General features: G+C 71.6%; 26 protein-coding genes. 9 read left to right on the forward strand and 17 right to left on the reverse strand.

Annotated features, from left to right (window positions below):
- Positions 1 to 67 precede the first annotated feature (67 nt).
- Entirely contained in the window at positions 68 to 1,897 is a 1,830-nt protein-coding gene (locus tag OG386_RS19820; protein WP_328789260.1) for a serine/threonine-protein kinase, read from the reverse strand.
- A gap of 206 nt (positions 1,898 to 2,103) precedes the next feature.
- A complete protein-coding gene (locus OG386_RS19825; protein WP_030012117.1) occupies positions 2,104 to 2,967 on the reverse strand; it encodes a menaquinone biosynthetic enzyme MqnA/MqnD family protein in 864 nt (287 codons plus the stop codon).
- A 237-nt stretch (positions 2,968 to 3,204) separates the two neighbouring features.
- Between OG386_RS19825 and OG386_RS19830 the strand changes: the two genes are divergently transcribed.
- Positions 3,205 to 3,408, forward strand: a complete 204-nt coding sequence (locus OG386_RS19830; RefSeq protein ID WP_030012116.1) for a cold-shock protein — start codon at positions 3,205 to 3,207, stop codon at positions 3,406 to 3,408.
- Positions 3,409 to 3,599: 191 nt separating this feature from the next.
- Here the strand turns inward: OG386_RS19830 and OG386_RS19835 are convergent, their stop codons facing one another.
- Positions 3,600 to 5,333: a lytic transglycosylase domain-containing protein gene (locus OG386_RS19835; RefSeq protein ID WP_328789261.1), complete on the reverse strand. Its 1,734-nt coding sequence runs from the start codon at positions 5,331 to 5,333 to the stop codon at positions 3,600 to 3,602.
- Positions 5,334 to 5,661: 328 nt separating this feature from the next.
- Between OG386_RS19835 and OG386_RS19840 the strand changes: the two genes are divergently transcribed.
- A complete protein-coding gene (locus OG386_RS19840) occupies positions 5,662 to 6,252 on the forward strand; it encodes a dihydrofolate reductase family protein (RefSeq protein ID WP_266603695.1) in 591 nt (196 codons plus the stop codon).
- Here the strand turns inward: OG386_RS19840 and OG386_RS19845 are convergent, their stop codons facing one another.
- Positions 6,253 to 6,804, reverse strand: coding sequence for a hypothetical protein (locus OG386_RS19845; RefSeq protein ID WP_328789262.1), 552 nt, complete (start codon positions 6,802 to 6,804; stop codon positions 6,253 to 6,255). It abuts the gene before it with no gap.
- Positions 6,805 to 7,123: 319 nt separating this feature from the next.
- On the opposite strand from OG386_RS19845, the gene OG386_RS19850 reads away from it, so the two are divergent.
- The gene (locus OG386_RS19850; RefSeq protein ID WP_328793295.1) at positions 7,124 to 7,981 is read left to right on the forward strand and encodes a hypothetical protein; all 858 of its coding nucleotides are present in this window, start codon (positions 7,124 to 7,126) and stop codon (positions 7,979 to 7,981) included.
- Here OG386_RS19850 and OG386_RS19855 read toward each other — a convergent pair.
- From OG386_RS19855 to OG386_RS19870, 4 genes are all read right to left on the reverse strand, one after another.
- On the reverse strand, positions 7,972 to 8,817 hold the full coding sequence (locus tag OG386_RS19855; protein WP_328789263.1) for an aldo/keto reductase: 846 nt from the start codon (positions 8,815 to 8,817) through the stop codon (positions 7,972 to 7,974). The genes OG386_RS19850 and OG386_RS19855 overlap by 10 nt on opposite strands.
- Positions 8,751 to 9,962, reverse strand: coding sequence for a JmjC domain-containing protein (locus OG386_RS19860; RefSeq protein ID WP_328789264.1), 1,212 nt, complete (start codon positions 9,960 to 9,962; stop codon positions 8,751 to 8,753). Before OG386_RS19860 ends, OG386_RS19855 begins: the two co-directional genes overlap by 67 nt.
- An 89-nt stretch (positions 9,963 to 10,051) precedes the next feature.
- Positions 10,052 to 10,207: a hypothetical protein gene (locus tag OG386_RS19865; RefSeq protein ID WP_157853303.1), complete on the reverse strand. Its 156-nt coding sequence runs from the start codon at positions 10,205 to 10,207 to the stop codon at positions 10,052 to 10,054.
- A gap of 68 nt (positions 10,208 to 10,275) precedes the next feature.
- The gene (locus OG386_RS19870) at positions 10,276 to 10,503 is read right to left on the reverse strand and encodes a hypothetical protein (protein WP_328789265.1); all 228 of its coding nucleotides are present in this window, start codon (positions 10,501 to 10,503) and stop codon (positions 10,276 to 10,278) included.
- Between the two features lie 242 nt (positions 10,504 to 10,745).
- Between OG386_RS19870 and OG386_RS19875 the strand changes: the two genes are divergently transcribed.
- Positions 10,746 to 12,023, forward strand: a complete 1,278-nt coding sequence (locus OG386_RS19875; protein ID WP_328789266.1) for a helix-turn-helix domain-containing protein — start codon at positions 10,746 to 10,748, stop codon at positions 12,021 to 12,023.
- Here the strand turns inward: OG386_RS19875 and cutA are convergent.
- The 4 genes from cutA to OG386_RS19895 form a co-directional block, all read right to left on the reverse strand.
- On the reverse strand, positions 12,020 to 12,337 hold the full coding sequence (cutA, locus tag OG386_RS19880; RefSeq protein WP_328789267.1) for a divalent-cation tolerance protein CutA: 318 nt from the start codon (positions 12,335 to 12,337) through the stop codon (positions 12,020 to 12,022). The genes OG386_RS19875 and cutA overlap by 4 nt on opposite strands.
- Positions 12,338 to 12,513: 176 nt before the next feature.
- Complete coding sequence (locus tag OG386_RS19885) at positions 12,514 to 14,133, reverse strand: alpha/beta hydrolase (RefSeq protein ID WP_328789268.1); 1,620 nt, start codon at positions 14,131 to 14,133, stop codon at positions 12,514 to 12,516.
- A 68-nt stretch (positions 14,134 to 14,201) separates the two neighbouring features.
- Entirely contained in the window at positions 14,202 to 16,073 is a 1,872-nt protein-coding gene (locus tag OG386_RS19890; protein WP_328793296.1) for an AMP-dependent synthetase/ligase, read from the reverse strand.
- Positions 16,074 to 16,170: 97 nt separating this feature from the next.
- A complete protein-coding gene (locus OG386_RS19895) occupies positions 16,171 to 17,061 on the reverse strand; it encodes an NAD(P)H-binding protein (RefSeq protein WP_328789269.1) in 891 nt (296 codons plus the stop codon).
- Between the two features lie 82 nt (positions 17,062 to 17,143).
- Here OG386_RS19895 and OG386_RS19900 point away from each other — a divergent pair, with 82 nt between their 5' ends.
- Both OG386_RS19900 and OG386_RS19905 read left to right on the forward strand, forming a co-directional pair.
- Positions 17,144 to 18,163: an AraC family transcriptional regulator gene (locus OG386_RS19900; RefSeq protein ID WP_328789270.1), complete on the forward strand. Its 1,020-nt coding sequence runs from the start codon at positions 17,144 to 17,146 to the stop codon at positions 18,161 to 18,163.
- A gap of 100 nt (positions 18,164 to 18,263) precedes the next feature.
- A complete protein-coding gene (locus tag OG386_RS19905; RefSeq protein WP_328789271.1) occupies positions 18,264 to 19,151 on the forward strand; it encodes a DUF4190 domain-containing protein in 888 nt (295 codons plus the stop codon).
- Between the two features lie 59 nt (positions 19,152 to 19,210).
- On the opposite strand, the gene OG386_RS19910 is transcribed toward OG386_RS19905, so the two are convergent.
- The 5 genes from OG386_RS19910 to OG386_RS19930 all read right to left on the reverse strand — a co-directional run bounded on the left by OG386_RS19910 (position 19,211) and on the right by OG386_RS19930 (position 23,899).
- Complete coding sequence (locus OG386_RS19910) at positions 19,211 to 20,071, reverse strand: helix-turn-helix domain-containing protein (protein WP_328789272.1); 861 nt, start codon at positions 20,069 to 20,071, stop codon at positions 19,211 to 19,213.
- 424 nt (positions 20,072 to 20,495) lie between these two features.
- Positions 20,496 to 21,317 carry a hypothetical protein gene (locus OG386_RS19915; protein ID WP_328789273.1) on the reverse strand — a complete coding sequence of 274 codons (822 nt, stop codon included), beginning with the start codon at positions 21,315 to 21,317 and terminating at the stop codon, positions 20,496 to 20,498.
- Positions 21,318 to 21,391: 74 nt separating this feature from the next.
- Entirely contained in the window at positions 21,392 to 22,345 is a 954-nt protein-coding gene (locus OG386_RS19920; protein ID WP_328789274.1) for a hypothetical protein, read from the reverse strand.
- The gene (locus OG386_RS19925) at positions 22,342 to 23,052 is read right to left on the reverse strand and encodes an ABC transporter ATP-binding protein (protein WP_328789275.1); all 711 of its coding nucleotides are present in this window, start codon (positions 23,050 to 23,052) and stop codon (positions 22,342 to 22,344) included. The genes OG386_RS19920 and OG386_RS19925 overlap by 4 nt, the downstream gene beginning before the upstream one ends.
- A 172-nt stretch (positions 23,053 to 23,224) precedes the next feature.
- Positions 23,225 to 23,899, reverse strand: a complete 675-nt coding sequence (locus OG386_RS19930; protein WP_328789276.1) for a hypothetical protein — start codon at positions 23,897 to 23,899, stop codon at positions 23,225 to 23,227.
- Between the two features lie 202 nt (positions 23,900 to 24,101).
- Between OG386_RS19930 and OG386_RS19935 the strand changes: the two genes are divergently transcribed.
- Genes OG386_RS19935 through OG386_RS19945 form a run of 3 tightly spaced genes read left to right on the forward strand, consistent with a single transcriptional unit; the run spans position 24,102 to position 26,262 of the window.
- Positions 24,102 to 24,545, forward strand: a complete 444-nt coding sequence (locus OG386_RS19935; protein ID WP_328789277.1) for a hypothetical protein — start codon at positions 24,102 to 24,104, stop codon at positions 24,543 to 24,545.
- On the forward strand, positions 24,542 to 25,945 hold the full coding sequence (locus OG386_RS19940) for a hypothetical protein (protein WP_328789278.1): 1,404 nt from the start codon (positions 24,542 to 24,544) through the stop codon (positions 25,943 to 25,945). The genes OG386_RS19935 and OG386_RS19940 overlap by 4 nt, the downstream gene beginning before the upstream one ends.
- Positions 25,942 to 26,262, forward strand: a complete 321-nt coding sequence (locus OG386_RS19945) for a hypothetical protein (RefSeq protein ID WP_328789279.1) — start codon at positions 25,942 to 25,944, stop codon at positions 26,260 to 26,262. Before OG386_RS19940 ends, OG386_RS19945 begins: the two co-directional genes overlap by 4 nt.
- The last annotated feature ends 5 nt before the right edge of the window (positions 26,263 to 26,267 follow it).

Here is a 26,267-nt window from a genome sequence, read left to right on the forward strand (position 1 = left end):
CTTTCGGCGGTGTGTCTGTGTCAAGGTCCGGACCGATCCAGCCTACGCCAGGGTGTGGCGACGGGATTCAGGGGCTTCGCGTGAGGTCGCCTTCGGGGTTCCCGGCCGGGACGTCGCCCGACTTGTAGTGCAGCGTCCCGTTCTCGTTGAGGGTGAAGCGCTCGTCGGTGGAGCCGTTGGAGCACATGCCGGGCGCCGGGTTGGGTCCGGCGGAGGTGTCCAGGACGAGGGAGCGGTCGGTCGCCGAGGCGAGCCTCCAGTCACCGCTGCAGTCGGTGCCGAGGACGGGGATGACCGACTTGTCGCGGGCGACGACGTCACCGACCTTGCCGGCCTTGATGGTGATCTCGAACTCGGTGGTCAGACGCGCGCGGGCGGTGGTGACGGTGCCCTTCCACGTGCCGATGAGCTCCTTCGGGACGTCGGTACGGGTCCCCTTGGGCGGCGTGGCGCTCGCTCCGCCCGTCGCGGTCCCGTCGGGCGTGGCGCCCGGGGCGATGCCGGACGCGGCCGGAGCCGGGGTGGAGGGCCGCGTGTCACCGGCCGTGTCCCGCCGCTCGCCGCCCTGCCCGGGCAGCAGGTCCATCCAGAACAGCCCGCCGGACAGCACCGCCAGCGCGGCGGCCGCGGCCAGGACGACGGTGCAGCTGAACCGGCGCCCGGCCGCCCTGACGGTGACCTGCCGCCCCGGATCCTGCGCGCCGGTCCGCTGCCCGGGCAGCCCCCCGCCGCCGGTTCCCGGGCCGGAGGGCGCGTACGGACCGGATCCACCGGGCGAGTCCGTGGTCGCGGTCGACGCCCCGGCCACCGCGCCGTCGGCGGCCCCGTACGGCGAGCCGGTGCCCGGTCCCCCGTACGCGGGGCCGGGCGGCCCGAAGCTCCCCGCCCCGGCGGGGCCCCCGTACGAGGCGGCCGTGAACGGCACCGGCCCCGACGGGCCGTCCGCGTACGGCGAGTACGGCGCCCCGAAGCCCCGGCCCGCCGACGCGTCGGACCCGCCCTCGGGGGTGTCCGCGTCCAGGTCCAGCAGGGCCACGGCGGCCCGGCTGGCCTCCTCGACCAGCGGCCCGGGCAGCCAACCGGGGGCGCCCAGCGCCTCGTCGAGGGCCGCCGCGACCGCCTCGGGAGCCGGGCGCTCCGCAGCCGTCTTGGCCAGGCAGGCCTCGATCAGCCCGCGCAGTTCCCCGGCCGGGACCGCACCCAGCTCCGGCGGTTCGTGGACCACCTTGTAGAGGAGGGTGGCCGAGTTGTCCCCGGTGAAGGGCGGCCGCCCGGTCGCCGCGAAGGCCAGCACCGCGCCGAGCGAGAACACGTCGGCCGCCCCGGTGATCCCCTTGCCGAGGATCTGCTCGGGCGACATGTAGCCGGGCGAGCCGATGGAGACCCCGGTGGAGGTCAGCGAGGCGGTGCCGTCCGTGGCCCGCGCGATCCCGAAGTCGATGAGCCGCGGCCCGTCGAGGGTGAGCATCACGTTCGACGGCTTCACGTCCCGGTGTACGAGGCCCAGGCCGTGCACGGCCACCAGGGCGCGGGCCAGCCCCGCGCCGATGGCCCGGACCGAGGCCTCGGGAAGCGGGCCGTGCGCGGCCAGCGCACGGTCCAGGGAGGGCCCCGCCACGTATCCGGTGGCCACCCACGGCACCGGGGCCCCGGGGTCCGCGTCCAGCACCGGCGCGGTCCACTCGCCGCCCACCCGGCGGGCCGCCTCCACCTCGCGGCGGAACCGGGCCCGGAACTCCTCGTCGGTGGCGAAATGCGGGTGCACGATCTTGACGGCGACGGTCCGGCCGCCCGCGCTGCGCCCCAGGTAGACCCGGCCCATGCCACCCGCACCGAGCCGGCCGAGCAGCCGGTAGGCGCCGATGGTCCGCGGCTCACCGGCTTCGAGCGGCTGCATCGCGTCCCCCAATTCCCCGTGATCCCGGGCGCCTTGTGCCGCCCGGCCGAGCAGCAGCCTAGGCGGTGCCGGGTCGGGGCGGGGGAAGGGGCGCAGTCACCCATTTGTATTTCCACCCCAGGGCGAGGAATGCGAAAAGGGCGAGAATTCCCGGTAAACCTCACATTCGCCCGTCCACCCTTTGGACTACCGCGGGGTAAACCCGGTCAGCACTCCTGGACCACCGTGCTCAGCAGCTCCACGTCGACATCCGCGGGATACCCGGTCGTCGATCCCGTACGGCGTGCGAATTCACGTACGCCGGCCAACTGCTCGGGACCGAAGCGGAAGTCGAGCGTCGTGAAGTACCGCTCCAGCAGCTCCGCGTCGAAGGCCTCCCAGCGGGCCGCCTGTTCGGCCACCTTGGTGACCTCTTCCAGGGAGACGTCCCGGGAGGAGAGGAAGGCCTCGTGGACCTCCCGCACGACGGCGGGCTCGCGGGCGAGGTAGTCCTTCCGGGCGGCCCAGACGGCGAAGACGAACGGCAGCCCGGTCCACTCCTTCCACATGTGCCCCAGGTCGTGCACGGTCAGTCCGAGCCGGGGCGCGTCGTGCAGGGAGGCCCGGAGCGCGGCGTCCCCGATCAGTACGGCCGCGTCCGCTTCCTGCATCATCACGCTCAGGTCGGGCGGGCAGGTGTAGTAGTCGGGACGTACCCCGTACTGCTCGGAAAGCAGCAGCTGAGCGAGGCGTACGGACGTACGAGAGGTGGAGCCGAGTGCGACGCGGGCTCCGTCGAGCTGCTCCAGGGGGACCTGCGAAACGATCACGCAGGACATCACCGGACCGTCGCAGCCGACGGCGATGTCGGGGAAGGCGACGAGCTGGTCGGCGTTGCGGAGGAACTCCACGAGGGTGATCGGGGCGATGTCCAGGTCCCCCTGGACGAGGCGCTCACTGAGCTTCTCGGGGGAGTCCTTGGTCAGCTCCAAGTCCAGCAGAGTGCCGGTTCTGGCCAGCCCCCAGTAGAGGGGCAGGCAGTTCAGGAACTGAATGTGGCCGACGCGGGGCCGGCTGCGATAGACGTCCACATCGCGAGACTAGCGGCCGGGTCTGCGTCAGCCTTGCGGCGGGTCTCAAACGTCCGGGTGACGTGATCTTTCCCTCTGGTCTCGGCCGCAGGGTGCGTGCTAGGCTCGACGCAAGTTGCAGTTTGGTTTCCCTTGCAGTACGAGGCCTGCGGAGAATGTGACCCGCAGGCTTTTGTAGTTTTCAGACTTCTTAGCAGGTTCTGGAGCAGGGCGACCCTTTGGCCCATAGGAGGGCTCATGGCTACCGGAACCGTGAAGTGGTTCAACGCTGAAAAGGGCTTCGGCTTCATCGCCCAGGACGGCGGCGGCCCGGATGTCTTCGTCCACTACTCCGCGATCAACGCCTCTGGCTTCCGCTCCCTCGAGGAGAACCAGACGGTGAACTTCGACGTCACGCAGGGTCCGAAGGGCCCGCAGGCGGAGAACGTCACCCCGGCCTAGTCGCCTGGGCCAACTCTCGCGGGTTGGAAAAGCAGTACCCAAGGAGCCCTGTCCCCTCTGCGCGAGCAGATCCGGCAGGGCTCCTGCCTTTGGCCCCGGCCTTTGTGCCCCGGCCGTCCACCGGCCAGGAGGGGCGACGCAGTGGCCCCCGGCACCGTGCGAACGGTGCCGGGGGCCACTGGCGTACGGCCTCAGGGGCGGGCCGGCTCCTTCGCGGGAACCGGGGCCGGGTCCGGGGTCGGAGTCGGGGTGGTGGCCGGAGCGGTGATCTTGAGCTCCAGGACCAGGGTCACCTTCTCCTTGGTGGTCAGGCGCACGAAGTAGGTGCCCGGGGCCACGTCCGTGGTGAACAGCTCCGGCAGGACGATCTTGCCGTCGGCGCCCGCCTTGGGCAGCAGCCGGCCGAGGACCGGCTTCCCGGCCTCGTCCTTGAAGAACGGGCCCTTCGCGGTCTGCGGGTCCACCGGGACCCACTTGCCGTCGGCGCCCTTCACGACCAAGTCGACGACGGCCTCCGTACCCGCGACGGCCTTCCCGCCGGCGGTGGCGAAGACCTCCACGCCGGTGAAGCTCTTGCCGGCGACGGCCTCCAGCGGCTTCGCGTCACCCGCGAGGGCCAGCTTGTCCGCGACCGTCACCGTGACCTTGCCCTCGAACTGCACGGTGATCCTGCCCTGCGGGTCGTAGGCCGAGGCCCGCAGCGTGAAGGTGCCGGCCTTGGGGCCCGCCTTGAGCCCGGGCGCGGCGGCGATGCCGTCGGCGCCGGCCTTGACCACCAGGGAGTCCGCCGTCCCGAACAGGGTGCCGCCGGTGGTGTCCCCCTCGACCGCGAAGACCACCTCCTGGTTGACGGCGGGCTTGCCGTCGCTGAGGAGCACCTTGACCCGCGGGACTTCCGCGAAGGCCGCGCCGGCCTCGGCCGTGAGCCCGGGGCCGCCGAGGAGCGTCAGCTCCGCCAGGCGCGGGGTGGCCGGCTTCGGCTGCTCCGGCGTGGGGGTCGGCGTCGGGGTCGGGGTCGGGGTCGGCGTGGGAGTCGGGGTCGGCTTGGGGGTGGGGGTCGGCGTCGGTGTGGGAGTCGGCGTCACCGGATTCGACGGCGTGACCGGCACGCGCGGGGTGGGCAGGGTGCCCGGCGGCTGCGTCGGGTAGTCCCCGACGGGCGGGTTCGGCACCTCGCCGGCGCCACCGGCCTGGTACTGGCGCATGTAGCCGAGCACGGTGTTCACGTACTCGCGGGAGTTGTTGTAGCTGAGGATCGCCTGGTCGAGCTTGGCCGCGTTCGACAGGTCGCGGTCGCCCGCGCACAGGTAGAGGCCCGCGCCCAGTGCCGCGTCGTAGATGTTGTTCGGGTCGCGCTTGGAGTCGCCGTTGCCGTCGGCGCCCCAGGTGCGCCAGGTGGACGGGATGAACTGCATCGGGCCGACGGCCCGGTCGTACACCGCGTCCGCGTCCCACTCGCCCTTGTCCGTGTCCCGGATCTCGGCGAAGCCGTTGCCGTCGAGCCGGGGGCCGCGGATGGGCTTCTCGGTGTATCCGTCCGCCTTCAGCCCGTAGCCCGAGGCGTGGACGGACTCCACCCGGCCGATGCCCGCGAGCAGCTCCCAGGGCAGCTTGCAGCCGGGGAGCGCGGCGGCCACCGACACCTGGGCACGGTTGTAGGCGTCGAGGGCGGTCGCGGGTATCCCGCTGGCCGCCTCCGGAGCACCCACCCCGGTGGGCGGCGGGTCGGCGATGATGTCGGGCAGGTCCAGCCGGGCGTCACCGCGGTCGGCGGCCTGCGGACTGTCCGGAGTGGGCTCGGACTCTCCCGCATCGGCGGTCGACGGACTGGTCACGACCGCGGCAGTGGTCAGGCTGGCCGCGAGCGCGGCCGTGCACAGGACCTTGCGCGAGGTATTGACGAGGTGGCGGTGAAGCGGCTTCACAGTGCGGCGATCCCCCCAAGGAGCCGTCGAACGTACATGGCTGGTCGAGCCGTGAACATTCCCTGTCTATCAGGTATTCGCCCCCGACTCGCCGTCGCTCCACGAGATGTGACGCACCATTCGTCTCGGCTTCACCCGGGTCTCATGACCGAATGGACAGGCGCCCCGAACCCCCGCCCGAATCACCCCGATGACAGATCATTTCCACCACCTCCCGCTGACGGTGTGACCCAGCTCACTCAACGAGGTTCGGTCGGATGCGATGAATGGTGGGGAGCGCCGCAGTCTCCCTTGCGTACACACCGGACCGAGGCAGAGGAACAGACCCATGCGCATCGTCATCACCGAGTTCATCAGCCTGGACGGCGTCGTCCAGGCCCCGGGCGGTCAGGGCGAGGACGACGACGGCGGCTTCGCCCACGGCGGCTGGTCGCACCCGTTCTTCGACCCGGAGGTGGTCGGCGGCTCCTTCACCGAGGCGATGGAGAACGCCGAGGCCCTGCTGTTCGGGCGCCGCACGTGGCAGACGATGGCCGCGGCCTGGCCGGAGCGGGCGGGCGACCCCTTCGCCGACCGGATGAACTCCGTCCCGAAGTACGTGGTGTCCCAGACCCTGGGCGAGGCCGATCTGACGTGGAACAACACCACGCTCATCACCGGCGACAAGGCCGTCGACCACATCCGGGAGCTGCGCGGGGCCGAAGGCGGCGACCTGGTGGTCATGGGCAGCCCCACCCTCGTGCGCACCCTGCTGAGCGAGGGCCTGGTCGACGAACTCCGGCTGATGGTCATGCCGGTGCTGCTCGGCGGCGGCAAGTCGATCTTCCCCGCCGACGGCGGGCTACGCACGCTCGAACTGGTCTCCACGGCGATCAGCCCGGCCGGTGTGCACGTGTGCACCTACCGCCCGGCCGCCTGATCAGAAGATCAGCATGCCGATCTCGACCACGATTCCGGCGACGGCGGCCGGCACGATGGCGATGACCAGGCCGGCGAGGGCCACGAAGACGTAGCCCTCGCCGTCCGCCACCCGACCCTGGCGCGCGCAGGCGAACAGCCAGGCCGCCAGGACCAGGAACGGCACGAGCAGCAGGCCGATAACGGTGCCGAAGCGGAACACGGCGCTGCCCGACAGTTCGTACGCCCGCCCCCGCGCCGTCCTGACCTCCACCCGAGTACCGGGCCGGTAGTCGTCGGCGGCGGTGTCCAGGACGATGTCGCGGGGCGGCCCGTCCGACCGCCGGGGGGTGTACCGGCCGGTGCAGTCGGTACCCGTCGCATAGCCCTCGGCGTCGCTCGCCTCGTAGCACTCCTGGATGGAGACGACCCCGTCGACGGGCCCGAACCCGAGCACGGCGGCCATCTGCGGCCCGGGCAACAGCCACGTCAACCACCCGGCGAAGGCAAGGGTCACCACCACCCCGACCCCGGCGGCCCCCCGCCCCACCACCCGCACACCCCGTCGCACCACGCCCGCCCCCTCGGTCCCTCGGATGGCGAATACCCACGGGACCGCCACCCGACGCGGGGGCTCCGCCGGGCAGCATCCAGCCGATCGGAACCAGGGACGCATGTGGGGGGGGCGGAGCGGTCAAAGATGCCCAGCGATGTCCGGGCGGGCGCGAAAGCCCACGGCTTCGCCGGGGCGGGAGCCCGCGTAGTAGAGACACCCGAACGCCGGGCGCGGGGTGACCGTGGCGAGCGTGTCCGCGATGCTCGCGCGGTGCTTGGCCGAAGCGTTCGGCCGGGCCCACTGCTGCTACGGTCATCCGTTCGCCGAGGAGGTCATGATGGCTGTTTCCCTGCCTGTCGCTGCCCGAGTGGACCTGCGCCGTCAGCCGGTCGAAGACGTGCTGGAGCGTGTGGAGGGGGCTCTGCAGGTGCGGTTGGACCGGGAGGCGCTGGTACGTAAGCGCCGTTCCTTGGGTGGCCGAACGGAGCGGGGTACGTGGGTGCGTATCGAGCGGCGGGGATTCGAGCGGATCGGCCCGCAGGGCTGGAACGGGACCGAGGCCGCCGCCGTGCTGCAAGGGGTCGCGATGCCCGAGTGGTACCAGGGCGTGGCGTGGCGCGAGCCGGGCGAACCGGTGATGTGGCGCGCGGATGAACTGGAGCTGCTTGCGTCGGCTCCTGTCGCCAAAGGCGCCCTGGTGCTCGAAGACCCCGGCCTACCAGATGCCTGGTGGGCAGCACTGAACACCTCGCTGGACGCCCTCGCGGACCAGCAGACGCCGCGGATCGCGACGCCGGACACGGTGACGATCACCCAGGAGCAGGTGACGCAGACACTCGGCGAGGTCTTCCCCGGCATCGCCGATACGCGAATCGAGCGGTGGGCGCCGGCTCATGCGGATCTGACCTGGGCCAATGTGATGGGACCGGAGTTCTCCATCATCGACTGGGAGGACTGGGGCATGGCACCCCGGGGCCTGGACGCCGCAACGCTGTGGGGCAATGCGCTGGCCGTCCGGGCGCTCGCGGACCGCGTCCGCCAGGAGCGACGTACGGACTTGGAGGGCCGGGACGGCAAGCTGATGTCGCTGTTCTTCCTGTCGAAGATCGTCGGACCCCACGCGTACGAGGAGGATCCGCTGCTGGCGCCGGCCCGGAAGGAGGCCGAGCGCCTGGTGGCCGAGCTTCAGCTCTGACGATGCCCGTGGAGGGCGCGCAGGTACTGACTGACGGCGGTGGTGTCCACATCCGCGCCCAGGGCTTGGACCAGCTGAGCCAGGTGACCGGGGTTGTCGGTGCCGACCGCCACCGCGGCAGCACTCGGCAGGTGGAACGCCGTACGGAATGCTGCCTGCACGCGGGACAAGCCATCGTGGGGCGGTCGAAGGAACGGGCGAGGGTCGAAGTCCTCCCACACCGTCCCGTTGCCGCCCCCGAAGGGGCTCATGCCCCAGGTCTCGCCTGCCTGCCAGGCATTGCGCAGGACGGCCGTGGTGTCGAGGAGGTCGATACCTACGAGGAACCCAGCCCGGACCATGAGGACGTCCGGAGACGGCAGGTCCTCCACCCCGGCCGTGCCGAGCGGCCGGGTGTCCCAGGAAGACAAGCCCCAGGTGCGGCACAGGCCGTGGCGGGCCGCGTCGACCAGGGCGGTGCAAGCGCTGCCCAGGAGGGCATGGCCATCGGCCGGGGACATGCCCGCGAGGCTCCGTTCGGGGTTGTGGAGGAGCACGGTGTCAGGTTCCCTGCCGAGTTCCCGGGCCGCCTTCTCGATGGCCAGGCGCAGCCGCACCGGATCGAGGGAGTGCTCAGCCCTTCCGGCACGCAGGAAGAAGCCCACCTTCGTGGAGAGGGTGAACCTCGGCAGCAGATCGGCAGACGTCTCGGCCAGTACCTCGTGTGAGCGGAAGCCGAGGTAAGGAGCCGCGGTGTCCAGGTCCGTGACGCCGAGGTCGAGTGCGGCCGTCAGGATGTCGCGGTGGTGACGAGACCGGTGTAAGCCGAGGACAAGGCGGGGGTCAGCTCCGTGCACAGTTCCTCCCTCAGCAGGATCTCGGCGAGCTGTTCCACGTCCAGGCCGGTCTTCTCGGCGGCGTCGGCGATGTCGCTGGGGTGGCCGCTCAGCAGCAGGGCGAGTGCGGGGTACGCCTTGCCTGAGAAGGAAAGCCTCTTGCCTGCCGCGAGGACGTCCACGGTGTCGGTGTGCTGCTCGATCACGGGCTCGAAGTCGGTGACGCACACGACGGCCGCAGGCTTGCCGAACAGGCCGGTGGCCGGGACATGCCGGGCGGCCAAGCGTTCCCGCTCCCGCGCATCGAAGAAGTCCTGCGGGGTCAGCTTCGTAGCCATCTCGGCGACGGCGTCGGCCAGGAGCCGCTGCTGCCCCTCCCACTGGCCAGGGGAGTTCCAGCGGTCCAGGTCGTACCGGAACAACTCCTGCGTGCGGGCCTGGTCGGCGAGCCAGGCCAGCCAGTTCACGCCGACGCGCTTCACGATGCCGAAGGTGGCGTGAAGGCTGTAGCCGTCGCCCTGGTCGTCCCGGGTGGCTTGGTGCCAGTAGCCGCGCGGGATGTGCATCACGTCGCCGGGCTCCATGACGCCCTGCCACACGATCTCGTCGCTGGGCTCGGAGTTGGGGGCGGAGTCGCGGTACATCGGAGCCTTTCGCGAGCTACCGCGGACTTCCCAGCTCTTGCGGCCGGCGAGCTGGACGATCACGACGTCGTGGTCGTCCCAGTGGAGCTTGAAGCCGCTGGCGTCCTGGGTGGTCAGGTAGGCGTTCACCTGCACCAGCTCATGGGCCCACCACTGGAGCGCGCGGCAGGTGGCTTCCATGGCCGGGTCGAAGAAGTCGACCTCGTCCAAAACCATGGTGCAGCCCTCGCGCATCAGCGCGCCGACACGGTTCATGTCGGCCATGGGGATGGCTTGTCCCCGCCGGGTAACGGAGGGGTGGACGTAGCGGCCGGGGTGCAGTTCGGCGCCGTCCTGGAAGATGCGGAACTGGGGGGTTGTGACGCTGCGCCGCATCACCAGGTCCAGCAGCTTCTTGGGGTTGAGCAGGCGATCGAGCAGATCAAGATCCTCGATCGTTCCCCGGGCGAAAGCGGCTCCGAGTTCCCCGGGTCCGTCCCAGCCGAGGGCTTTCTCCATCGCGGTGACGAAGTGGTGGTCCACGTGTTCCTCCGGTCTGCGTCATGGGAGTGAGGGCCGGGGGCCGCCGTGGACGACGAGCCCCCGGTTGGTGCTGTGGCGTGCTGGTAGTGCTACTCCTGCGGGAGGTTCAGGCCGTCGCGGTTCTCGCCGTCGTCGCCCGCGGACGTGCCGGTGGAGTCGGACTCTGCCGCCGCAGCGGTGAAGCGGTCCTGGACCTTGATCAGGCTCTCGACGCCGATCAGCAGGTCTTCCTTCTGCGCTGCCATGTGTGTCTCCATTTCCTGGAAGTCCAGGGCCGACGGGTGCCGGCCCAGCCCCGATGGGGCGCGTGCGGTCAGCCGCGTTCCAGGCTGGAGGGGTCCTCGACCACCCACTCCACCCCACCGCCCTCCGGCCGGGCGAAGACGGCGTTCTGCATGACGACGCGGGTCTTCGGGTCTTCGAACTCTCCGATGAACTGCACGATGCCGGTGCAGCCCCTCAGCGGGTCATGGATGCGGGTGCCCTCGCTGACCCAGCCGGGCACGGTCTGACGCTGACGAATACGGCTCTTGGTGGACACTGCGCCTCTCCTCGGTCTCGGTCGGGCACTGCACTCCGGGGACACAGCGGGCCGCAGGGGTGACGTTGCGGACGGCCCTACGGCCCGCTGCGAAGGGGAGACGGCCTCTCCGGGCGGCTGTGACCAGTCAACTGCCGTCAGCGTTTGGACGGATGGGCCAGAAGGCATGGCCGTTCCGGGGACATGGCCAGGTTTTATGGCCAGGCTGGGATCCGGGCTCTGCGGACATCCGAGGGATGGCGATGATGACCACGAACGAGGACGACGGCGTGGAACCGATCGGGCCGCTGTTGCGGCGTCTGCGGATGGCCGGCGGGCGCACACAGGAGGAAGTGGCGGCTGATCTCTCCGCGCGGCGGGGGTACCCGCTGGAGCAGGGTGCGGTGTCGCGGTGGGAGACCCACGAGCGTCTCCCGGACCCGGCTTCGAGGGCGCTGCTGTCTGCGGAGTTCGGCGTGCCGGAGGCGGAATTGCGGCGGGCCGTCACTCTCGCTCGGCGTCTGCGGCGTCAGGAGAAGAAGGACGAGACCGACCAGGAGAACGATGTGTTCGACCGCCGCGGATTCATAACGGCTTCGGCCGGCGCCGGGATCGCCGTCATACAGCCCTCTTCGATGCTTTCGTCGGGGAGGAGGATCGGGGCCGACGTCCCGAAGCAGTTGAGCCACCGCACCGCCCGGCTGCGCCGCCTGGACGACTTCGTGGGTGGCGGAGACACCTTTCAGATGTACGTCCGGGAGCTGGAGGACACGACCCGGCTGGCGGACGAAGGGGTCTACAGCGAGGCGACAGGTCGGGGATTGCGGGGAATCATCGCGGAACAGGCCCAGCTTGCAGGCTGGGCGGCGTACGACGCGGGAAACTACGAGGGCGCCCGAGGGCACTACATGACGGCCTTGGCCGCGTCGCGGGCCGCAGAGGACACCGCCCTGGAGGGCAACTCGCTGGCGTTCCTGGCCTACCTGGAGTGGACGGTGGGTGGTGGCTCCGGGATCAGGTTCGCCACCGCCGCATACGAGGCACTCGGCGCGAGGACGGCGCCCGTGGTGCGGGCGCTGCTGGCGGACCGGCTGGCGTGGCAGCACGCGACCGCGGGGAACGACCGGGAAGCGGACTACGCCCTGGGCATCGCCGAAGAGGCCATCCACGAACACAGCGACGAGCCAGGCCCGGACTGGGCGTACTGGGTGGACCGCGACGAGATCGCGATCATGACGGGACGCTGCTGGGCGGAGCTGCACCGACCGCTACGAGCCATCCCGGCCTTGGAAGACGCCCTGGCCCGGTACGACGACACCCGGGCCCGTGACAAGGCGCTGTACCTGTCGTGGCTGGCGGCGGCATACCTGGACGCGGGAGAGGTCGAGCACTCGACCGCGATCACGGCGCGGGTGTTCGACCTCTCCGAGGGACTCGCGTCGATCAGACCGATGGCGCGAGCCCGTCTGATGGCCAAGCGGTTGGAGCCCCACCGGTCCCTCGCCCAGGTCGGCGCGCTACTGGAGCGCGCGAAGGGCTAACGGGTGGCCCGGATGATCCAGTCCAGGTAATCGGCACGGCCGGCGTCGATCGTGAACGCGATGACCTCCGGCGAGTCATAGGGGTGGTTGTCCACTAGGTGCTTCTCCAGTGCCTCACGCCGGTCACCGGTCGTACGGAACGTCACCTGATACTCGGTGCCCTCGGAGACCTCGCCGAGGTGTCGGTACGTCGTCTCGATGGGCCCGGTCACCTGCCCGGAAGCGGCCAGGCTCGCCGCCACCGCCGAGCGCGACAGCTTCCGCGCAGCGTCCTGATTGTCCACGGTCGTGATTACGATCAAGAAATCAGCCATGCAGGCAACGTACCCGCCCCCATGCATCGCGCCCATATGGGGCCAGTGGACCAGGTGTGGACCGCCGGAGGCCATGAGTGGCTCGGAGGGCGGGGAATGAGCAGGTCAGGCGCGCCGAACGCACCTTCCGCAGCACTCTCTTGAAAGCCGTCGTGGCAGCGGTGTCACGCGGCGGTTCAGTCTTCGGCGGGGCAGGAGCGGGTTCCGGAGGGGAGGCGGCCGTAGAGGAGGAAGTCGTCTGCGTACTCCTGGACGCAGCGCGAGCTGGAATAGCCGGTGTGGCCCTCGCCCTTGTGGTCCACGATCACCGCCGAGCCCAGCCGCTCGGCCGTCTCCTCCGTCCACTCGTACGGCGTCGCCGGGTCGCCGCGGGTGCCGACCAGGAGCATCGGCGGTGCTCCCGGGTGGTCGATCTTCCGGATGAAGTCGGTGCCGACGGGCCGCCCGTAGCACGTGAGTACGGACAACAGCTGTGGCACTCCGAACACCTTCGAGACCTCGAGGAACTCCTCCGCCCGGTCGTTGATCTCCTTCTCCAACGCGGCCGGGCTGGACTTTTCGATCGACCGGTCCGGGTCGTCGGCACAGGTCACGGCGGCGAGGGCCGCAGCGAGGTTGTCGGCGGGCACCGGATCGGATCCGCCGGCCTGGGCCGGTTCGGTCGGCTCCGGCGGGTCCGTGGGGTCCGTCGGGTCCGTCGGGTCCGCCGACAAGCCGAGCAGCGCCAGCATCCCGGCCGGATCGTGCTCGCGCTCCGCCTGCGCCAGCGCCTTGGCGAGCGCGGGCCACGTGCTCGGTGAGTACAGGGCCTGGCCTATCGCGAGGACGATGACCAGGCCGCCCACCTCCGTGCCGTCGTCGCCGACCAGCGGCTCGGTGTCGGCCCGCTCCACCAGGGCGGCCACCTTCTCCCTGGCCGTGCGGGTGTTCGTCCCGTAGACGCAGCCGCTCTGGTGGGCGCACCAGGTCAGGAAGTTGTCCAGGGCCCGTTGCTGGCCGCGGGCCGATACCAGCGCCTGCTCCATCAGCGGTTCGGTGAGGGTGTCGACGCCGTCCAGGACCATGCGGCCGGTGTCCCGGGGGAACAGGGCGGCGTACACGGCGCCGAGCCGGCTCCCGTAGGAGAAGCCGAGGAAGTTGAGCTTCTCGTCCCCGAGGACGCGGCGCATCACGTCCATGTCGCGGGCGACGTCCACGGTTCCCATGTGCGCGAGGACCGGGCCGGAGTTGCGCTCGCAGCGCTTGACCTCGTCCCGCAGGGCGGCCAGCGCCGTGGCGGTGTCCGCGCCCGGGTCTCCCGCGGTGTCCCTGGCGCCGCCGCAGGAGACGGGGTCGCTGTGGCCCACGCCGCGGGGGTCGAAGCCGATCAGGTCGTAGCGTTCGCCGAGGTCGGCGAACGCCTTGGGATCGGCGGCGAGGCCGGCCAGGCCCGGGGCGCCGGGGCCGCCGAAGTTGATCAGGAGCGAGCCGATGCGGCGGTCCGGGTCGGTGGCCGGGAGCCGGCCGAGGGCCAGCTTGACCGTGCCCTTGCCCGGCGCCGCGTAGTCGAGCGGGACCTCCACGACGGCGCACCGCATCTCGGCGGGCACGGGCTTCTCGGGGCAGGCGCCCCAGCGGACGCGCTGGGCGTGGAACCGGGCCAGCGGATCGTCGCCCCCGGTGGGCGCACTGGAGGTGGGAGCGGGTGTGGGCGCGGTCATCGGGGTGGGCGCCGGCCCGGCCCCCAGCGAGGCCAGGAGCATCGCGCCGGCAACGGTCCCGCCGGCTATGGCCCTACGGACGCGGGAACGGTGCACAGCGCCCTCCTCGGGCGGCCCCCCGGACCCATCTGTCCACGATAGACCGGCTCCCCGGTGGCCGCCGCTCAGGCTTCGCGCGGCCCCCGGTACAGCTCCTGGATCCGGTCCGCGTAGTCCCGGGCGATCGCGCCCCGCCGGAGCTTCAGCGACGGGGTCAGGTGGCCGCGCGCCTCGGTGAAATCGCCCGGCAGGACGGCGAAGCGGCGGATCGACTCGGCCCGCGAGACCAGCCGGTTCGCCTCGTCCACCGCCCGCTGGAGGTCCGCCCGCAGTTCCTCGTCCCGCACCAGCTCGCGCATCGGCACGTTCTGCTTCTTGTGCATCTGGCGCCAGTGCTGCAGCCCGTCGGGTTCCAGGGTGATCAGGGCGGTGATGTAGGGCCGGTTGTCGCCGACCACCATGCACTGGCCGACCAGCGGGTGGGCCCGCAGCCAGTCCTCCAGCGGCGCCGGGGCCACGTTCTTGCCGCCGGAGGTGATGATCAGGTCCTTCTTGCGACCGGTGATGGTGAGGTACCCGTCGGCGTCGAGCTCGCCGATGTCGCCGGTGGCCAGCCAGCTCCCGTACGGGGCCGCGTGCGCGGCGTTCCAGTAGCCGGCGAAGACGTGGCCGCCGCCCAGCAGCACCTCCCCGTCGTCCGCGATCCGTACGGCCGTACCCGGCAGCGGCCAGCCCACCGTGCCGAGGCGGGGCCGCAGCGGCGGGGTCACCGTGCTCGCACCGGTGGTCTCCGTCAGCCCGTAGCCCTCGAAGACCTCGATGCCGGCGCCGGTGTAGAAGGCGGCGAGCCGCCGGCCCAGGGGTGATCCGCCGCTCAGGACGTAGCGGACGCGGCCGCCGAGCGCGGCCCGGATGCGCCGGTAGACGAGCGGGTCGTAGAGGGACCGGGCGAGGCGCAGCACGAGCCCGGGGTTCCTGGCCTCGGCGGTCTCGGCGAAGCGCTGCGCGATGCGGGCGGCCCGGTCGAAGGAGGAGGCCCGGCCCATCTTCTCGGCGGTGGCCCGGGCGGTGTTGTAGACCTTCTCCAGTACGTAGGGGATGGCCAGGAGGAAGGTGGGCCGGAAGCCGGCGAGGTCGGCGAGGAGGTCCTCGGTACGGATGCTGGGCGCGTGCCCGAGCTTGACGCGGGCCCGCATGCAGCCGACGGCCACCATCCGCCCGAAGACGTGGCTGAGCGGCAGGAACAGCAGGGTGGAGGCGGGGTCCTTGCTGACGGACTTGAAGACGGGGTGCAGCAGCTCCACCGCGTTGTCCACCTGGGCGAAGAAGTTGGCGTGGGTGATCACGCATCCCTTGGGCTGCCCGGTGGTGCCGGAGGTGTAGATGAGGGTGGCGACGGAGTCCGGGGTGCGGGCGGCCCGGCGGTGGTGGACCAGCGCGTCGGGGATGCGTTCCCCGGCCTTGATCAGCCGGGCCACCGCGCCGGTGTCGAATTCCCACAGGTGGGTCAGCCAGGGCAGGTTGCCGCGCTCGGCGCTGATCAGCCGGGCCTGCGCGGTGTCCTCGACGGCGCAGGCCACGGCCCCGGAGTCGTGGATGATCCAGCGTGCCTGGAGGGCGGAGGAGGTCGGGTAGATCGGTACGGTGACCAGGCCGGCGGCCCAGCCGGCGAAGTCGAGCAGGGTCCACTCGTACGTCGTACGGGCCATGATGGCGAGCCGGTCGCCCTCCCGGAGCCCTTCGGCGATCAGGCCCTTGGCCACGGCGAGCACCTCGGCGGCGAACTGTTCGGCCGGAACGTCGTGCCAGACGCCGTCCTGGTCCTTGCGGGCGAGCACCGCCTCCCCGGGGGCCTCCCAGGCGTTCTGGAAGGGGATGTCCCCGAGGGACCCCCGCTCCGGAAGGCCCGCCAGCGCGGGCACCCGTACCTCGCGGACCACTCCGTCGATCACGGTCTTGACGGGTTCGACCGGTTCTACGGACCGGACCGGCCTCAGCTCGGCTCCCACGGCGCACTCCTTGGCTCGGCACGAGTGTTACCGCCGGTAATTTACGTACCGGTAACCCGCTCCGACCAGCCCCTGGAGTCGTTCTTCACGGACGCTCCACGCCACCGCCACCGCCCCACACCCCGGATGCGGCAACGGTCCGCACGTAGTCCTCGAAGTCACGGGGTTCCCGGCCGAGCACCCGCTGCACGCCGTCCGCGAGGGTGGCGAAGCGGCCCTCGGCGATCCAGCCGTAGAGCAGGTTCAGCAGCCCCACGAACTCCTCCGGCACGTGCTGCGCCACGGCGTGGGCGGCGAACTCGTCCGCCGGGAGCGGACGGTAGGTGATGGGCCGGCCGGTGGCCCGGGCGATCTCGTCGGCCACGGAGTCCAGGCTCAGCAGCCGCGGGCCGGACAGCTCGTAGGCCTGCCCGCCGTGCCCCTCTTCGGTGAGGGCGGCCACCGCGACCTCGGCGATGTCCTCGGCGTCGATGAACGGCTCGACGCCGTCCCCGGTCGACATCACGAGCTCGCCGCCCTGGACCTGCCCCCGGATGAACGGGTCCTCGCTGAAGTTCTGGAAGAACCAGGACGGCTTGAGGACGGTCCACTGCGCGCCGGACTCGCGGACCGCGCGCTCACAGGGGAGCTTCTCCTCGCCTTCCGGCACCACCCAGTCGCGGGCGGACAGCAGCACCAGCCGCTCGACACCGGAGGCCACGGCCAGCTTGCCGAAGGCGCGCATCGACTCGGCGGCGTCGGGGAGCTGCGAGTCGACCAGGTAGGCCGCGCCGACCCCCTCCAGCGTCCGCTCCCAGGTGTTCTCGTCGGTCCAGTCGAAGGCGACCGGCCCCTTGCGGGAGGCCCCCCGGACCGCGTGTCCGCGCTGGCGCAACTGCGCGGCCACCCGGCTGCCCGTCTTGCCGGTGCTGCCCAGGACCAGGATCGGCTTGGTCGTCGGGTTGGCCGTCGTCGTGTTCTTCTTCGTCGTCGTCATGTGACCAGTCAAAGGGGCGGCGACCGGACGCGAAATGGTCGTCCCGCTCAGTTACATGTCCGAGCGTCTAGGCTCGGGTCGCATGGATGCGCTGGCGAGCCTGCTGTACGAAGTGCGGTCCGACGGGGCCCTGTTCAGCCGGAACGTCCTGGCCCCGCCGTGGTCGATCCGCATCGCCGACCCGACGCCGATCGCCCTGGCCGCCATGCTGCACGGCACGGGCTGGATCGTCCCGGGCAGCGGCGAGGAGCCCGTCGCGCTCGGCGAGGGCGACGTGGCCATCGTGACGGGATCGCGGCCGTTCACCCTCGCGGACACCGCCGACGGGGACGTGCGGACGCCGCCGCTGTGGGTGGTGCACGGGCCCGACCGGTGCACGACCGCCGACGGCGCGGAGATCAGCGAAGAGGTCCTGCTGGGCCTGCGCACCTGCGGGAACAGCACGGACGGCCCGACCGTGCTGCTCACCGGCAGCTACCAGGTGGGCGGCCGGGTCTCCGAGCGGCTGCTGAGCGCGCTCCCCCGGGCGCTCGTCGTGCGCCACGACGGCGGGCCCGGACCCATCCTGGACCTCACCGCCCTGGAGATCGGTCGGGACGACCCCGGCCAACAGGCCGTCCTGGACCGGCTCCTGGACCTCCTGCTGCTGTCCACCCTGCGGGAGTGGTTCGCCCGCCCGGAGGCCGATCCGCCCGGGTGGTACCGGGCACTCGGCGACCCCGTCGCGGGCCGGGCGCTCCAGCTGATCCACGACCGGCCCGAACGGCCGTGGACCGTGGCGGCCCTCGCCGAGGAGGCCGGGGTCTCTCGGGCGACGTTCGCGCGCCGCTTCGGCGAGCTGGTCGGCAGGCCGCCGATGGCCTACCTGACCGACTGGCGGCTGGCGTTGGCGGCCGACCTGCTGGTGCGCACCGAGGACACGGTGGAGTCGATCGCCCGCCAGGTCGGCTACCGCAGCGCGTTCGGGCTGAGCGTGGCCTTCCACCGCGTCCACGGAACCCGCCCCGGCCAGCACCGCGCGGCGGTCGCCGCCCGACGGGCCGGCCAGGAGCGCGGGATCGCGGGGGCGGGCAGCCCGCGGGCTGTCGGCGGCGGAGGGTAGCGTAGGGGCGACGTAAAGACCGCGGGCAGGCATGCGTCGGTGCGTTGCGACTGCCGGGCCGTTGTTGCGTCCCACCCTCTGAGCAAGGAGCTCCACACGCATGTCCATACCACCGCAGCCCCCGTCCTCCCCCGGTCCGTACGGACAGCCCGGACAGTCCGGATCTTACGGATATCCGGGACCGCCCGGACAGCCCGGACAGCCGGGACAGCCGGGACAGCCGCCGTACGGGGGAGCGCCGCAGGGCTGGTACCCGCCGCAGCAGCAGAAGAACAACCCGCTGGCCATCGTCGCGTTCGTCATGGCGCTCGTCTGCAACATCCCGCTGATCCCGCTGGTCCTCGGCATCGTCGCCCTGTCCCAGATCAAGTCCCGCGGTGAGAAGGGCAAGGGCTTCGCCATCGCGGCGATCGTCATCAACAGCCTGGGCATCGTGCTCACCATCCTCATCGTGGCACTCGGCCTCACCGGATCGCTGGGCGACGACGACGCCCCGCTGAAGCGCGACACCACCGGCCCGTTCACCGGCCCCGCCGCCACCGGATCGGCCACCCCCGGACCGGCCGCCACCAGCCCGGCCGCCAGCAAGCCGGGCTCCAGCGGCTTGACCGAGATCCGCAAGGGCGACTGCTTCAACACGAAGGACGATCTGGCCCAGTACGGCGACGAGGACGGCACCCAGGCCGCCCGCTCGGTGAACATCGTGCCCTGCACCCAGCCGCACAAGGGCGAGGCGTACGCGGTCTTCAAGCTGGACGCCGGAACGTACCCGGGCAACGAGAAGGTCACCAAGAGCGCCGAGGAGAAGTGCAGCGGCACCGCGCTCACCTCGTACGTGGGCAACAACCCCAAGGTCTCGGAGAAGCTGGAGGTCTACTACTACTACCCGCAGGCCGCCAGCTGGCTCCTCGGCGATCGCGAAGTCACCTGCTTCGTCGGCGACCCCAGCGGCCCGACCACCGGCTCGATTCGCGCCTCCGGCTCCTGACGACCACGGTCGATCGGGAAGCGCGCGCCGGCTGAAGAAGCCGGCGTGCCCGGACCCGCTCACGCCGCCGCCGCGTCCTCCTCCGGCGGGCAGTTCCGGCAGCGGCCGGGGCGGGGGGCGCGGAAGGCGCGGTCGCAGCCACTGCAGTTCTGCAACGGGTCCGGCCGTCTGTCGTCCCGGCCCGCCGGGGCCGCCGGGAGCGGGGGCAGGGGCGGTGGGAGCATCGCGGCGAGGCGGTACGCGAGTACGGACGCGGGGCGCCGCATCGGCTCGGGGAGGTTTGCGGACAGGGCCCTCGCGACCACCTCGGGGGTGATCCCGCGCTCCAGCCAGATCGACACGTCCGGCGCGAGCTGGCGTACGTCGCGCTCGGAGAGCAGGAGCCGCGGGTCGTAGCGCCGCAGTTCGGCGAGCAGTCCGGCCGCCTCGGGGTGCACGGGCCGGGCAGGCGGCGGGGCCACGACTTCCGGCTCGAGCACCGGCTCGGGCTCGGGCGCCCGCTCCGGTAGTACGGGCGCCGGCGCCGGTACGGGCTCCGGCTCCGGCTCGAGCACCGGCTCGGGTACGGGCGCCGGCTCCGGTACGGGTTCCCTGGCCGGCGGCGGAGACGGGGGCAGGGGCGGAGGCGGCTCTGCCGCGGTGGCCGCCGGCTTGTTGTACGAGTACGTGCGGGTCACCACCCGCCCGTTCGCCAGCCGCTCGCGCCGCCGCTCCAGGTAGCCGAGCCGCTCCAGCTCCCGCAGCGCGGACCCGATCCGGATCTCCCCCTCCGGGAACCGCTCGGTCAGCGCCTTGACCCCGACCGGCGTCCCCTCCGGCAGCGACTGGACGTGCGCCCCGATCCCGATCGCCGTCGCCGACAGCCCCCGGTGCTGGAGGAGGTGGTTGCTGACCACCGTGTAGTGACTCGCGTGCCGCACGTTGACGTGGATGACACCGGATCGGGGGATCGCGGAGGGAACAGCGGACGAGGGGCGCGAGGGCGCGCTAAGGTGCTCAAGAGCCATGGGGAAGCTGCTTACTTCCTACGATGGTCAGGCCCTCGGCCGGGATTCTGAGTCCCGTCGGGGGCCGTCTCATGTCTGCGGTGGTCGGAGCGAGCATATGCCCGCCAACCCGCATGAAATCCAGTTCAGTTGGCACGATTCACCCGACCGAGCGAACGCGCGCCCCGGCTGCCGGGGTGGGGTTGGGTGGGTTGGTTCTTTCCCCCGGTTCTTTGGTCTTTACGCGTCTAAGCACCCCGGGTCGCGGTCCCCCGCGACCCGGTCGGGGGGCCGTCGGCCCGACACCGCCCGCGGGCCGCGTCGCGGCCCCCCGCGACCCGGTCTGAGCAGCCGGAACTCAGTCGACGGGGCGGAGCACGCGCTCCGAGCTGAGCAGGAGTTGGGCGAGGAAGGCGGCGGCCGCGGTGCAGCCGGCCACCAGGACCGCGCTGACCGCCGACGAGGACTCCGATGCGGCTTGGGACCAGAAGTAGAGGCGGTACTGGCCCTCACCCGGCAGGGACATCAGGTTGGCGATCCACGAGTGGGGGACGAACGGGCCGACGGGGAGCAGCAGCAGGGGGGCGGTCACGATCCAGGGGCCGATGCCCAGCGCCAGGGCCCCGATGGAGTTGCGCAGGAGCGCCGCGGCGCACCATCCGAGCGAGAGGTACAGCGTCTGCACCAGCAGGGCTCCGCCCGCGGCGGTGAGCGCCTCGGCCCAGTCGGCCGATCCGGCGTCGATCACGTCGAGGGCGGGCGTACCGGTGTCGAAGGCGGTCGGCGGCAGGGTCGGGGTCGGCCGGAGGACCGCCATCACCCGCATGACGGCCCACAGGGTCAGGCCGTTCAGCAACTGCACCACCGCGAGGAACACGACGGCGGCGCAGAGCCTGCGCCCGTAGAGGACGTGGCTCCGGTTCTCGTACAACCGCAGCGCACCCCAGGTGCCGCTCTCGATGAGCTGGGCCCCTCCGAGCGTCACGATCACCGTGGCGAGGAAGAGTCCGCCGAGGGTGGCGGACTGCCACGCCGCGGCGCGCAGCGCGGACGCCGGTTCGACCAGGGCCCCCACCGTGGGGTGCTGGAAGCCGAACTCCGCACCGCTCCACCACTTCTGGGCACCTGCGGCTGCCGTGGCCGCGATCAGCAGCAGGGCGGTCAGGCATACCGGAGGCACCCGGAGGACCCGGAACTCGCCCGTCCAGACGATTCCCCTGCGATACCGTGCGCGCCCTGCGCGGGCGGTGCCGCTCACACCAGGTCCCGGGTCCGGGAACGGCGGTTCAGGAGGGCCCAGAGCAGGGCGATGCCGACGAGCGTCGGTACGGCCCGCAGCGGGGCGGGCGCTGACGACGGGTCGGTGGAGATCCACAGGTGATCCCACACGTTGTCGACTCCCCCGAATCCGACCAGGTCGGAGAGGGCGCCACCGGGCAACCAGGCGCCCACGCCGGGGATCCCGGAGGTCTGCAGCACGAGCGCGAGGAGCAGCACGCCCACGAGGGCGGTGCGCAGGGGCAGGCGGACGAGTGCCCCGAGCACCACGGCGGTGGCCGCGGCACCCGCGAGGACCGCGGCGCCCGCGAGGAGGACAGTGGCCGTCTCGACCAGGACCCGCCCGAGCGGACCGGGGGACGGGAGCGGAAACGCCGAGCGGGCGTAGAGCACGCCGACGGTCGCCGTCACGGCCGACGAGACGGCGACCAGGGTGAGCATCCACATCCAGACCGCGACCGCTTTGGCGGTCAGCAAGCGGTCGAGCCGGGCCTCGTAGAGGAGGCGGGGGACGATGCTCCCGCGGCTCCACTCGCCCGCGACGAAGAACGCCGCCACCAGGACGACCAGCACCAGTCCCGGGACGGACGTCGCGAGCTTCGTGGTCCAGGTCAAAGCGGCGACGGGGTGTTGGCCGTTGGCCGCCCGACGGCCGTACTCGGTGAAGGTCACCTCGTACCGCCGCAGCACCGTGAGTTGGTGGGGGACGTCCTTCAGGCAGCGGGCCTTCTGTTCGGGGGTGTTCAGGCTCGTCCCGCACCCCTCGGCGACCGTCTCGATGTTGTTGCGGACGGCCGCCAGGCTCGACGAAGCGGAATTCTGGCTGCCGAGGGCGCAGTAGAGGGATCCGAGGACGAAGAGAACGGCGAGCGTCACCGCCAGGGGGTGGCGGCACAGCCGACGGTATTCCCCGAGGACCAAGGGCTTCATCGGGCCCCTCCGCCGCGGTGACCGACCAGTGCGAAGAACCAGTCCTCGAAGGCGTCGGGTCCGCCGGCGGGGTCGTAGCCGAGCTGTTCCAGCGTTCCGGCGGCGGCCACGCGGCCGTCCGCCATCATGATCACGCGGTGGCAGGTGCGCTGGATCTCGTCGAGTTGGTGGCTGGAGACCAGGACGGTGGCGCCGCGGGCCGATTCCTCGGCGATGATGCGGCGGACCATCCGCAGGCCCTCCGGGTCGAGGCCGTTCGTGGGTTCGTCGAGGATGAGCAGGTCCGGCTTCTTCAGCAGGGCGGCGGCGAGTGCGAGCCGCTGCCTCATTCCCTGGGAGTAGGTCCCGACCCGCTTGTCGGACGCGTGGGCGAGACCCACGCGCTCGAGCACCGCTGCGGTGCGGCCGCCGTCGGGGCGTCCCGTGCTTTCGAGCAGCATGCGCAGGACCGCACGACCGGTGAGCCAGCGGGGGAAGGACGGCGCGTCGAGCGCGGCGCCGATCCGAGCGAGCTGCGCGGGCCGCATCGGCAGCGGCTCCCCGAACAGGCGAACGTCACCGGAGCTCGGCCGCACGAGCCCGGTGATCACGCGCATGAGCGTGGTCTTGCCGGCGCCGTTGAGGCCCAGGAGGCCGACGATCTCGCCGGCTTCCAGGCTCAGGCTGACCCCGTCCAGCACGGAGTGCCGTCGGAACCTCTTGGTCACATCGCGACAGGAAAGAACGGTCATCGTGTACGCATCACTTGCTGTAGCCGTGCGCCGCAGGCGCGGCGGGCGCCGAAGAAGAATTCCGCCCCATCGGCGACGGAACCGGGTGCCCGGTCGGCGGCACGCCATGCTGCTATGAAGATCATTCGAAGGTCAAGCAGCAAGATCGTCAGGTCGCGCGGGTGCAGACGTGCACCGACTCGCTGCCGCCGCGTTCGGTGTGGACGATCCGCAGCACGCCGCTCTTGTAACTCACCTTCAGCTGCTGGCCGTCACCCGCGTCCTTCGCCCCCGGCGGCTTCCAGGGCAGGGTGAGCGAGACGGAGTCCGCCACCGTCGCCGGGACCGTGAGGGCCTCGCTGCCGCCGAGTCTCGCCAACTCCTCTCCGTTCCCGAACACTTCGGTGCGCAGGTGGCCACCTCGCAGCAGCCAGGATCCGGTCCACGTGACCGGTTCGCCGCCGGTGTCCCAGACGATGGTGAAGCCGCCGTTGCCTCCGGGCGGTGCGGTCACGGTGGCCGTCCCGTGCACCGTCCTGTCGCCGGGCGTGGTCGACTCCAGCTTCCAGGTGCCCCCGATGAAGGCGTCGAAGGCGCGGGCGACCGGCCCCGAGGAGGCGGGAGCCGGGGCGGCAGCAGCGGAGGAGGCCGGAGCCGCGGAGCCGGCAGCCGTGGAGGGCGCAGCCGCGGAGCCCGGAGCGGAGGCGGGACCGGCGACGGGCGCTTCCTCGCCCTTGCCGCTGCACGCCGCCACCAGCGAGGCCCCGACCCCGATCGCCAGGTAGCGCAGGGCGTTGCGCCGCCCGATGAGCTGCGCTGCCGCGCGTATCTCCCGTACCGCCATCAGGCCTCCAGCCGACGTCAGTTGATTTCCGAGGGGCGACCATGGGCCCACCCCGTCGGTCCGGTGCGGAACCGGCCGACCCCCCACCGCGTCTCCGGTCCATATCGGCACCGCGAGGTTCCGGATGCAGAAATCCCCGTATTAGCATGCACATGACCAGCTGATTCTGGCCATGTCCAGTTATCAACTATTCAGGGGATACATGTCGTTCGACGCGGAATGGGCCGAGCACAAGGCCGCCGCCCTCGCGCAGCAGTCACCCGTCATGCGCCTCAACCACGCGCCGGCGGACGGCAGCGTGCCGGGGAGCCCCGCCGGAAGCCTGGAGGCCGGGGCCGCCTCCATCAACGGCAACGCCAACCTGCTGATCGAGATCGCCGCCCTCCTCCACGAGGGCCGGCCCGACGGCGACGCCAGCACGATGGCCCGCGCCCCGCGCGCCCACGCCGACGTCTCGGCGCAGGTCCTGCGCTTCGCCCAGTTCGCCGACGACCAGTTCAAGGACACGATCAGCCTGCTCGCCGCCCTCGCCACCCGTCTGAAGACGACCGGCACCGACTTCGCCCAGGTGGACGACGGCACCGCCCGGTCCTTCCTCGCGGGCCTCCTCGAATCGGGGCAGTACGTGAAACCGGAGGCCAAGTGAGCGGGCTCAGCCACCGCAAGGACGTCCAATTCCTGGAGGAGTGCAACCCGGCGCTGGTCGAGCGCAACGCCGCCGAGTTCAAGCGCTTGCGCGATCTGCTGGTCCAGGTCGAGGAGCCCGCCCGGCGCGCCGAGACCGGTACGCAGTGGCACAGCGACGGCAGTCACGCCTTCACCTCGCGCCTGTCCGAGGCGCGGCAGCTCGTGCAGCACATCGCCGAGGGCTACGACAAGGCCGCGAGCGCCCTGCACGCCTACGCGGCGGCCCTGACGACCGCCAAGTCCCACTACGCGAACGGCAAGGGCTCCGAACGCAAGCTCGCCACCCTGATCGCCACGAAGGGCACCGCCATCACCCGCACGGCCCAGGAGGCCGAGCCGATGTGCCAGTGGGAGGACATGCGGGCGACGACCGGGTTCCTCGACGGCCTCGCCGAGCTCACGATGGACGTGGACGACATCCGTGACGAGGCCAACCGCCTCCACGACGACGCGGGCGGCAACTTCCAGCTGGCGAAGACCACCGAGCAGGAGGCGCGCAGCTCCTGCGTCCACGCGCTGAAGCAGGCGTACGAGCTGCTGCCCGAGTTCCGGCTGAAGGGCGGTGCGAGCGGGGTCGACCTCTACGCGGCCATGGCCGACATGCGCCACGAGGCGGCCGAGGCCCGCACCAACCCCCTGACCCATCTGCCGGGCAGCGGCCCGAAGAAGGACATGACCGGCCCCGTCGGGCCGGACACCCCGATCTCCCCGCAGCTGCGCGACATCCGGCTGCGGGTCGCCGGGCTGCCGGGGGACGCCGCCGACAACTACTGGATCCCGCTGGTCACGGACGGCCAGCACGCCGACTGGATCTCCCAGAACAAGGAGGTCCTGCGGGCGGCGGCCAAGAACGCCGGTCTGCCGGAAGAGCTGGTCGCGGGCGTGGCCTGGCAGGAGATCGGCGGCTACCAGCCCGGACTGCTGGACGACGTGACCGGCACGATCCGCGAACAGGCCGCGGCCCCGTGGGGCCTGAGTCCGGTGACCCCCGAGAACCTTCCGTGGCGGCTCGGCGGAAAGCTCGACGAGACCTCGTACGGGCCGATCGCCATCCAGCTCCGGCGCGGCGCCGAAGTGCTCGGCTACGACCCGGCGAACCTCACCGACCACCAGCGGACCCTGGTGGAAGAGGCGCTCCAGGACCCCAAGCAGAATGCCTTCATAGCGGCCGGCTTCCTGGCCCAGATCAAGGCGGAGAGCGGTCTCGCCGACGTCCCGGCCGATCAGATGACGGAGGCCCAGATGCGGGAGATCGCCGCCCGCTACAACGGTGGTCCCTACTGGGACCTCCCCAAGGCCCAGGGCTACGGTGACCAGTTCGTCGGGAACCTCGCCCAAGCGAAGGACGCAATGCGATGACGTACCCCCGTGAGGGCATCGACCTGCCCGAGGATCAGGGCTGCCTGCGGTGGGTACTGGGCGTTCCGCTCGGAATCATCCACCTGCTGAACGGCGCCGCCGTGTTCGGGGCCCTGTTCGCCGGGCCCCAGGGCGAGTGGGACGACCAGGGCTACGAGAACGTCGGCGCGTTGTGCCTGGTCTCCGTCTCCCTGAGCGTGCTCGGCCTGCTCATCACCGCCGTTTCGAGCGTGCGCCGGACCATGGGCCTGTGGTGGTTCGCCCCGCCCCTCCTCCTCGGACTGACCGCGTTCCTCCGCGGCGCGACGCTCGGCTGAGCCCC

The organism is Streptomyces sp. NBC_00273 (assembly GCF_036178145.1).
Classification (GTDB): domain Bacteria; phylum Actinomycetota; class Actinomycetes; order Streptomycetales; family Streptomycetaceae; genus Streptomyces.

Excerpts from the sequence above, each read along its gene's own strand:
- OG386_RS19820 (WP_328789260.1), bottom strand. The coding sequence starts at position 1,897 with ATGCAGCCGCTCGAAGCCGGTGAGCCGCGGACCATCGGCGCCTACCGG.
- OG386_RS19830 (WP_030012116.1), top strand. The coding sequence starts at position 3,205 with ATGGCTACCGGAACCGTGAAGTGGTTCAACGCTGAAAAGGGCTTCGGC.
- OG386_RS19840 (WP_266603695.1), top strand. The coding sequence starts at position 5,662 with ATGCGCATCGTCATCACCGAGTTCATCAGCCTGGACGGCGTCGTCCAG.
- OG386_RS19850 (WP_328793295.1), top strand. The coding sequence starts at position 7,124 with ATGGCTGTTTCCCTGCCTGTCGCTGCCCGAGTGGACCTGCGCCGTCAG.
- OG386_RS19865 (WP_157853303.1), bottom strand. The coding sequence starts at position 10,207 with ATGGCAGCGCAGAAGGAAGACCTGCTGATCGGCGTCGAGAGCCTGATC.
- OG386_RS19875 (WP_328789266.1), top strand. The coding sequence starts at position 10,746 with ATGATGACCACGAACGAGGACGACGGCGTGGAACCGATCGGGCCGCTG.
- cutA (WP_328789267.1), bottom strand. The coding sequence starts at position 12,337 with ATGGCTGATTTCTTGATCGTAATCACGACCGTGGACAATCAGGACGCT.
- OG386_RS19895 (WP_328789269.1), bottom strand. The coding sequence starts at position 17,061 with ATGACGACGACGAAGAAGAACACGACGACGGCCAACCCGACGACCAAG.
- OG386_RS19900 (WP_328789270.1), top strand. The coding sequence starts at position 17,144 with ATGGATGCGCTGGCGAGCCTGCTGTACGAAGTGCGGTCCGACGGGGCC.
- OG386_RS19905 (WP_328789271.1), top strand. The coding sequence starts at position 18,264 with ATGTCCATACCACCGCAGCCCCCGTCCTCCCCCGGTCCGTACGGACAG.
- OG386_RS19920 (WP_328789274.1), bottom strand. The coding sequence starts at position 22,345 with ATGAAGCCCTTGGTCCTCGGGGAATACCGTCGGCTGTGCCGCCACCCC.
- OG386_RS19930 (WP_328789276.1), bottom strand. The coding sequence starts at position 23,899 with ATGGCGGTACGGGAGATACGCGCGGCAGCGCAGCTCATCGGGCGGCGC.
- OG386_RS19935 (WP_328789277.1), top strand. The coding sequence starts at position 24,102 with ATGTCGTTCGACGCGGAATGGGCCGAGCACAAGGCCGCCGCCCTCGCG.
- OG386_RS19945 (WP_328789279.1), top strand. The coding sequence starts at position 25,942 with ATGACGTACCCCCGTGAGGGCATCGACCTGCCCGAGGATCAGGGCTGC.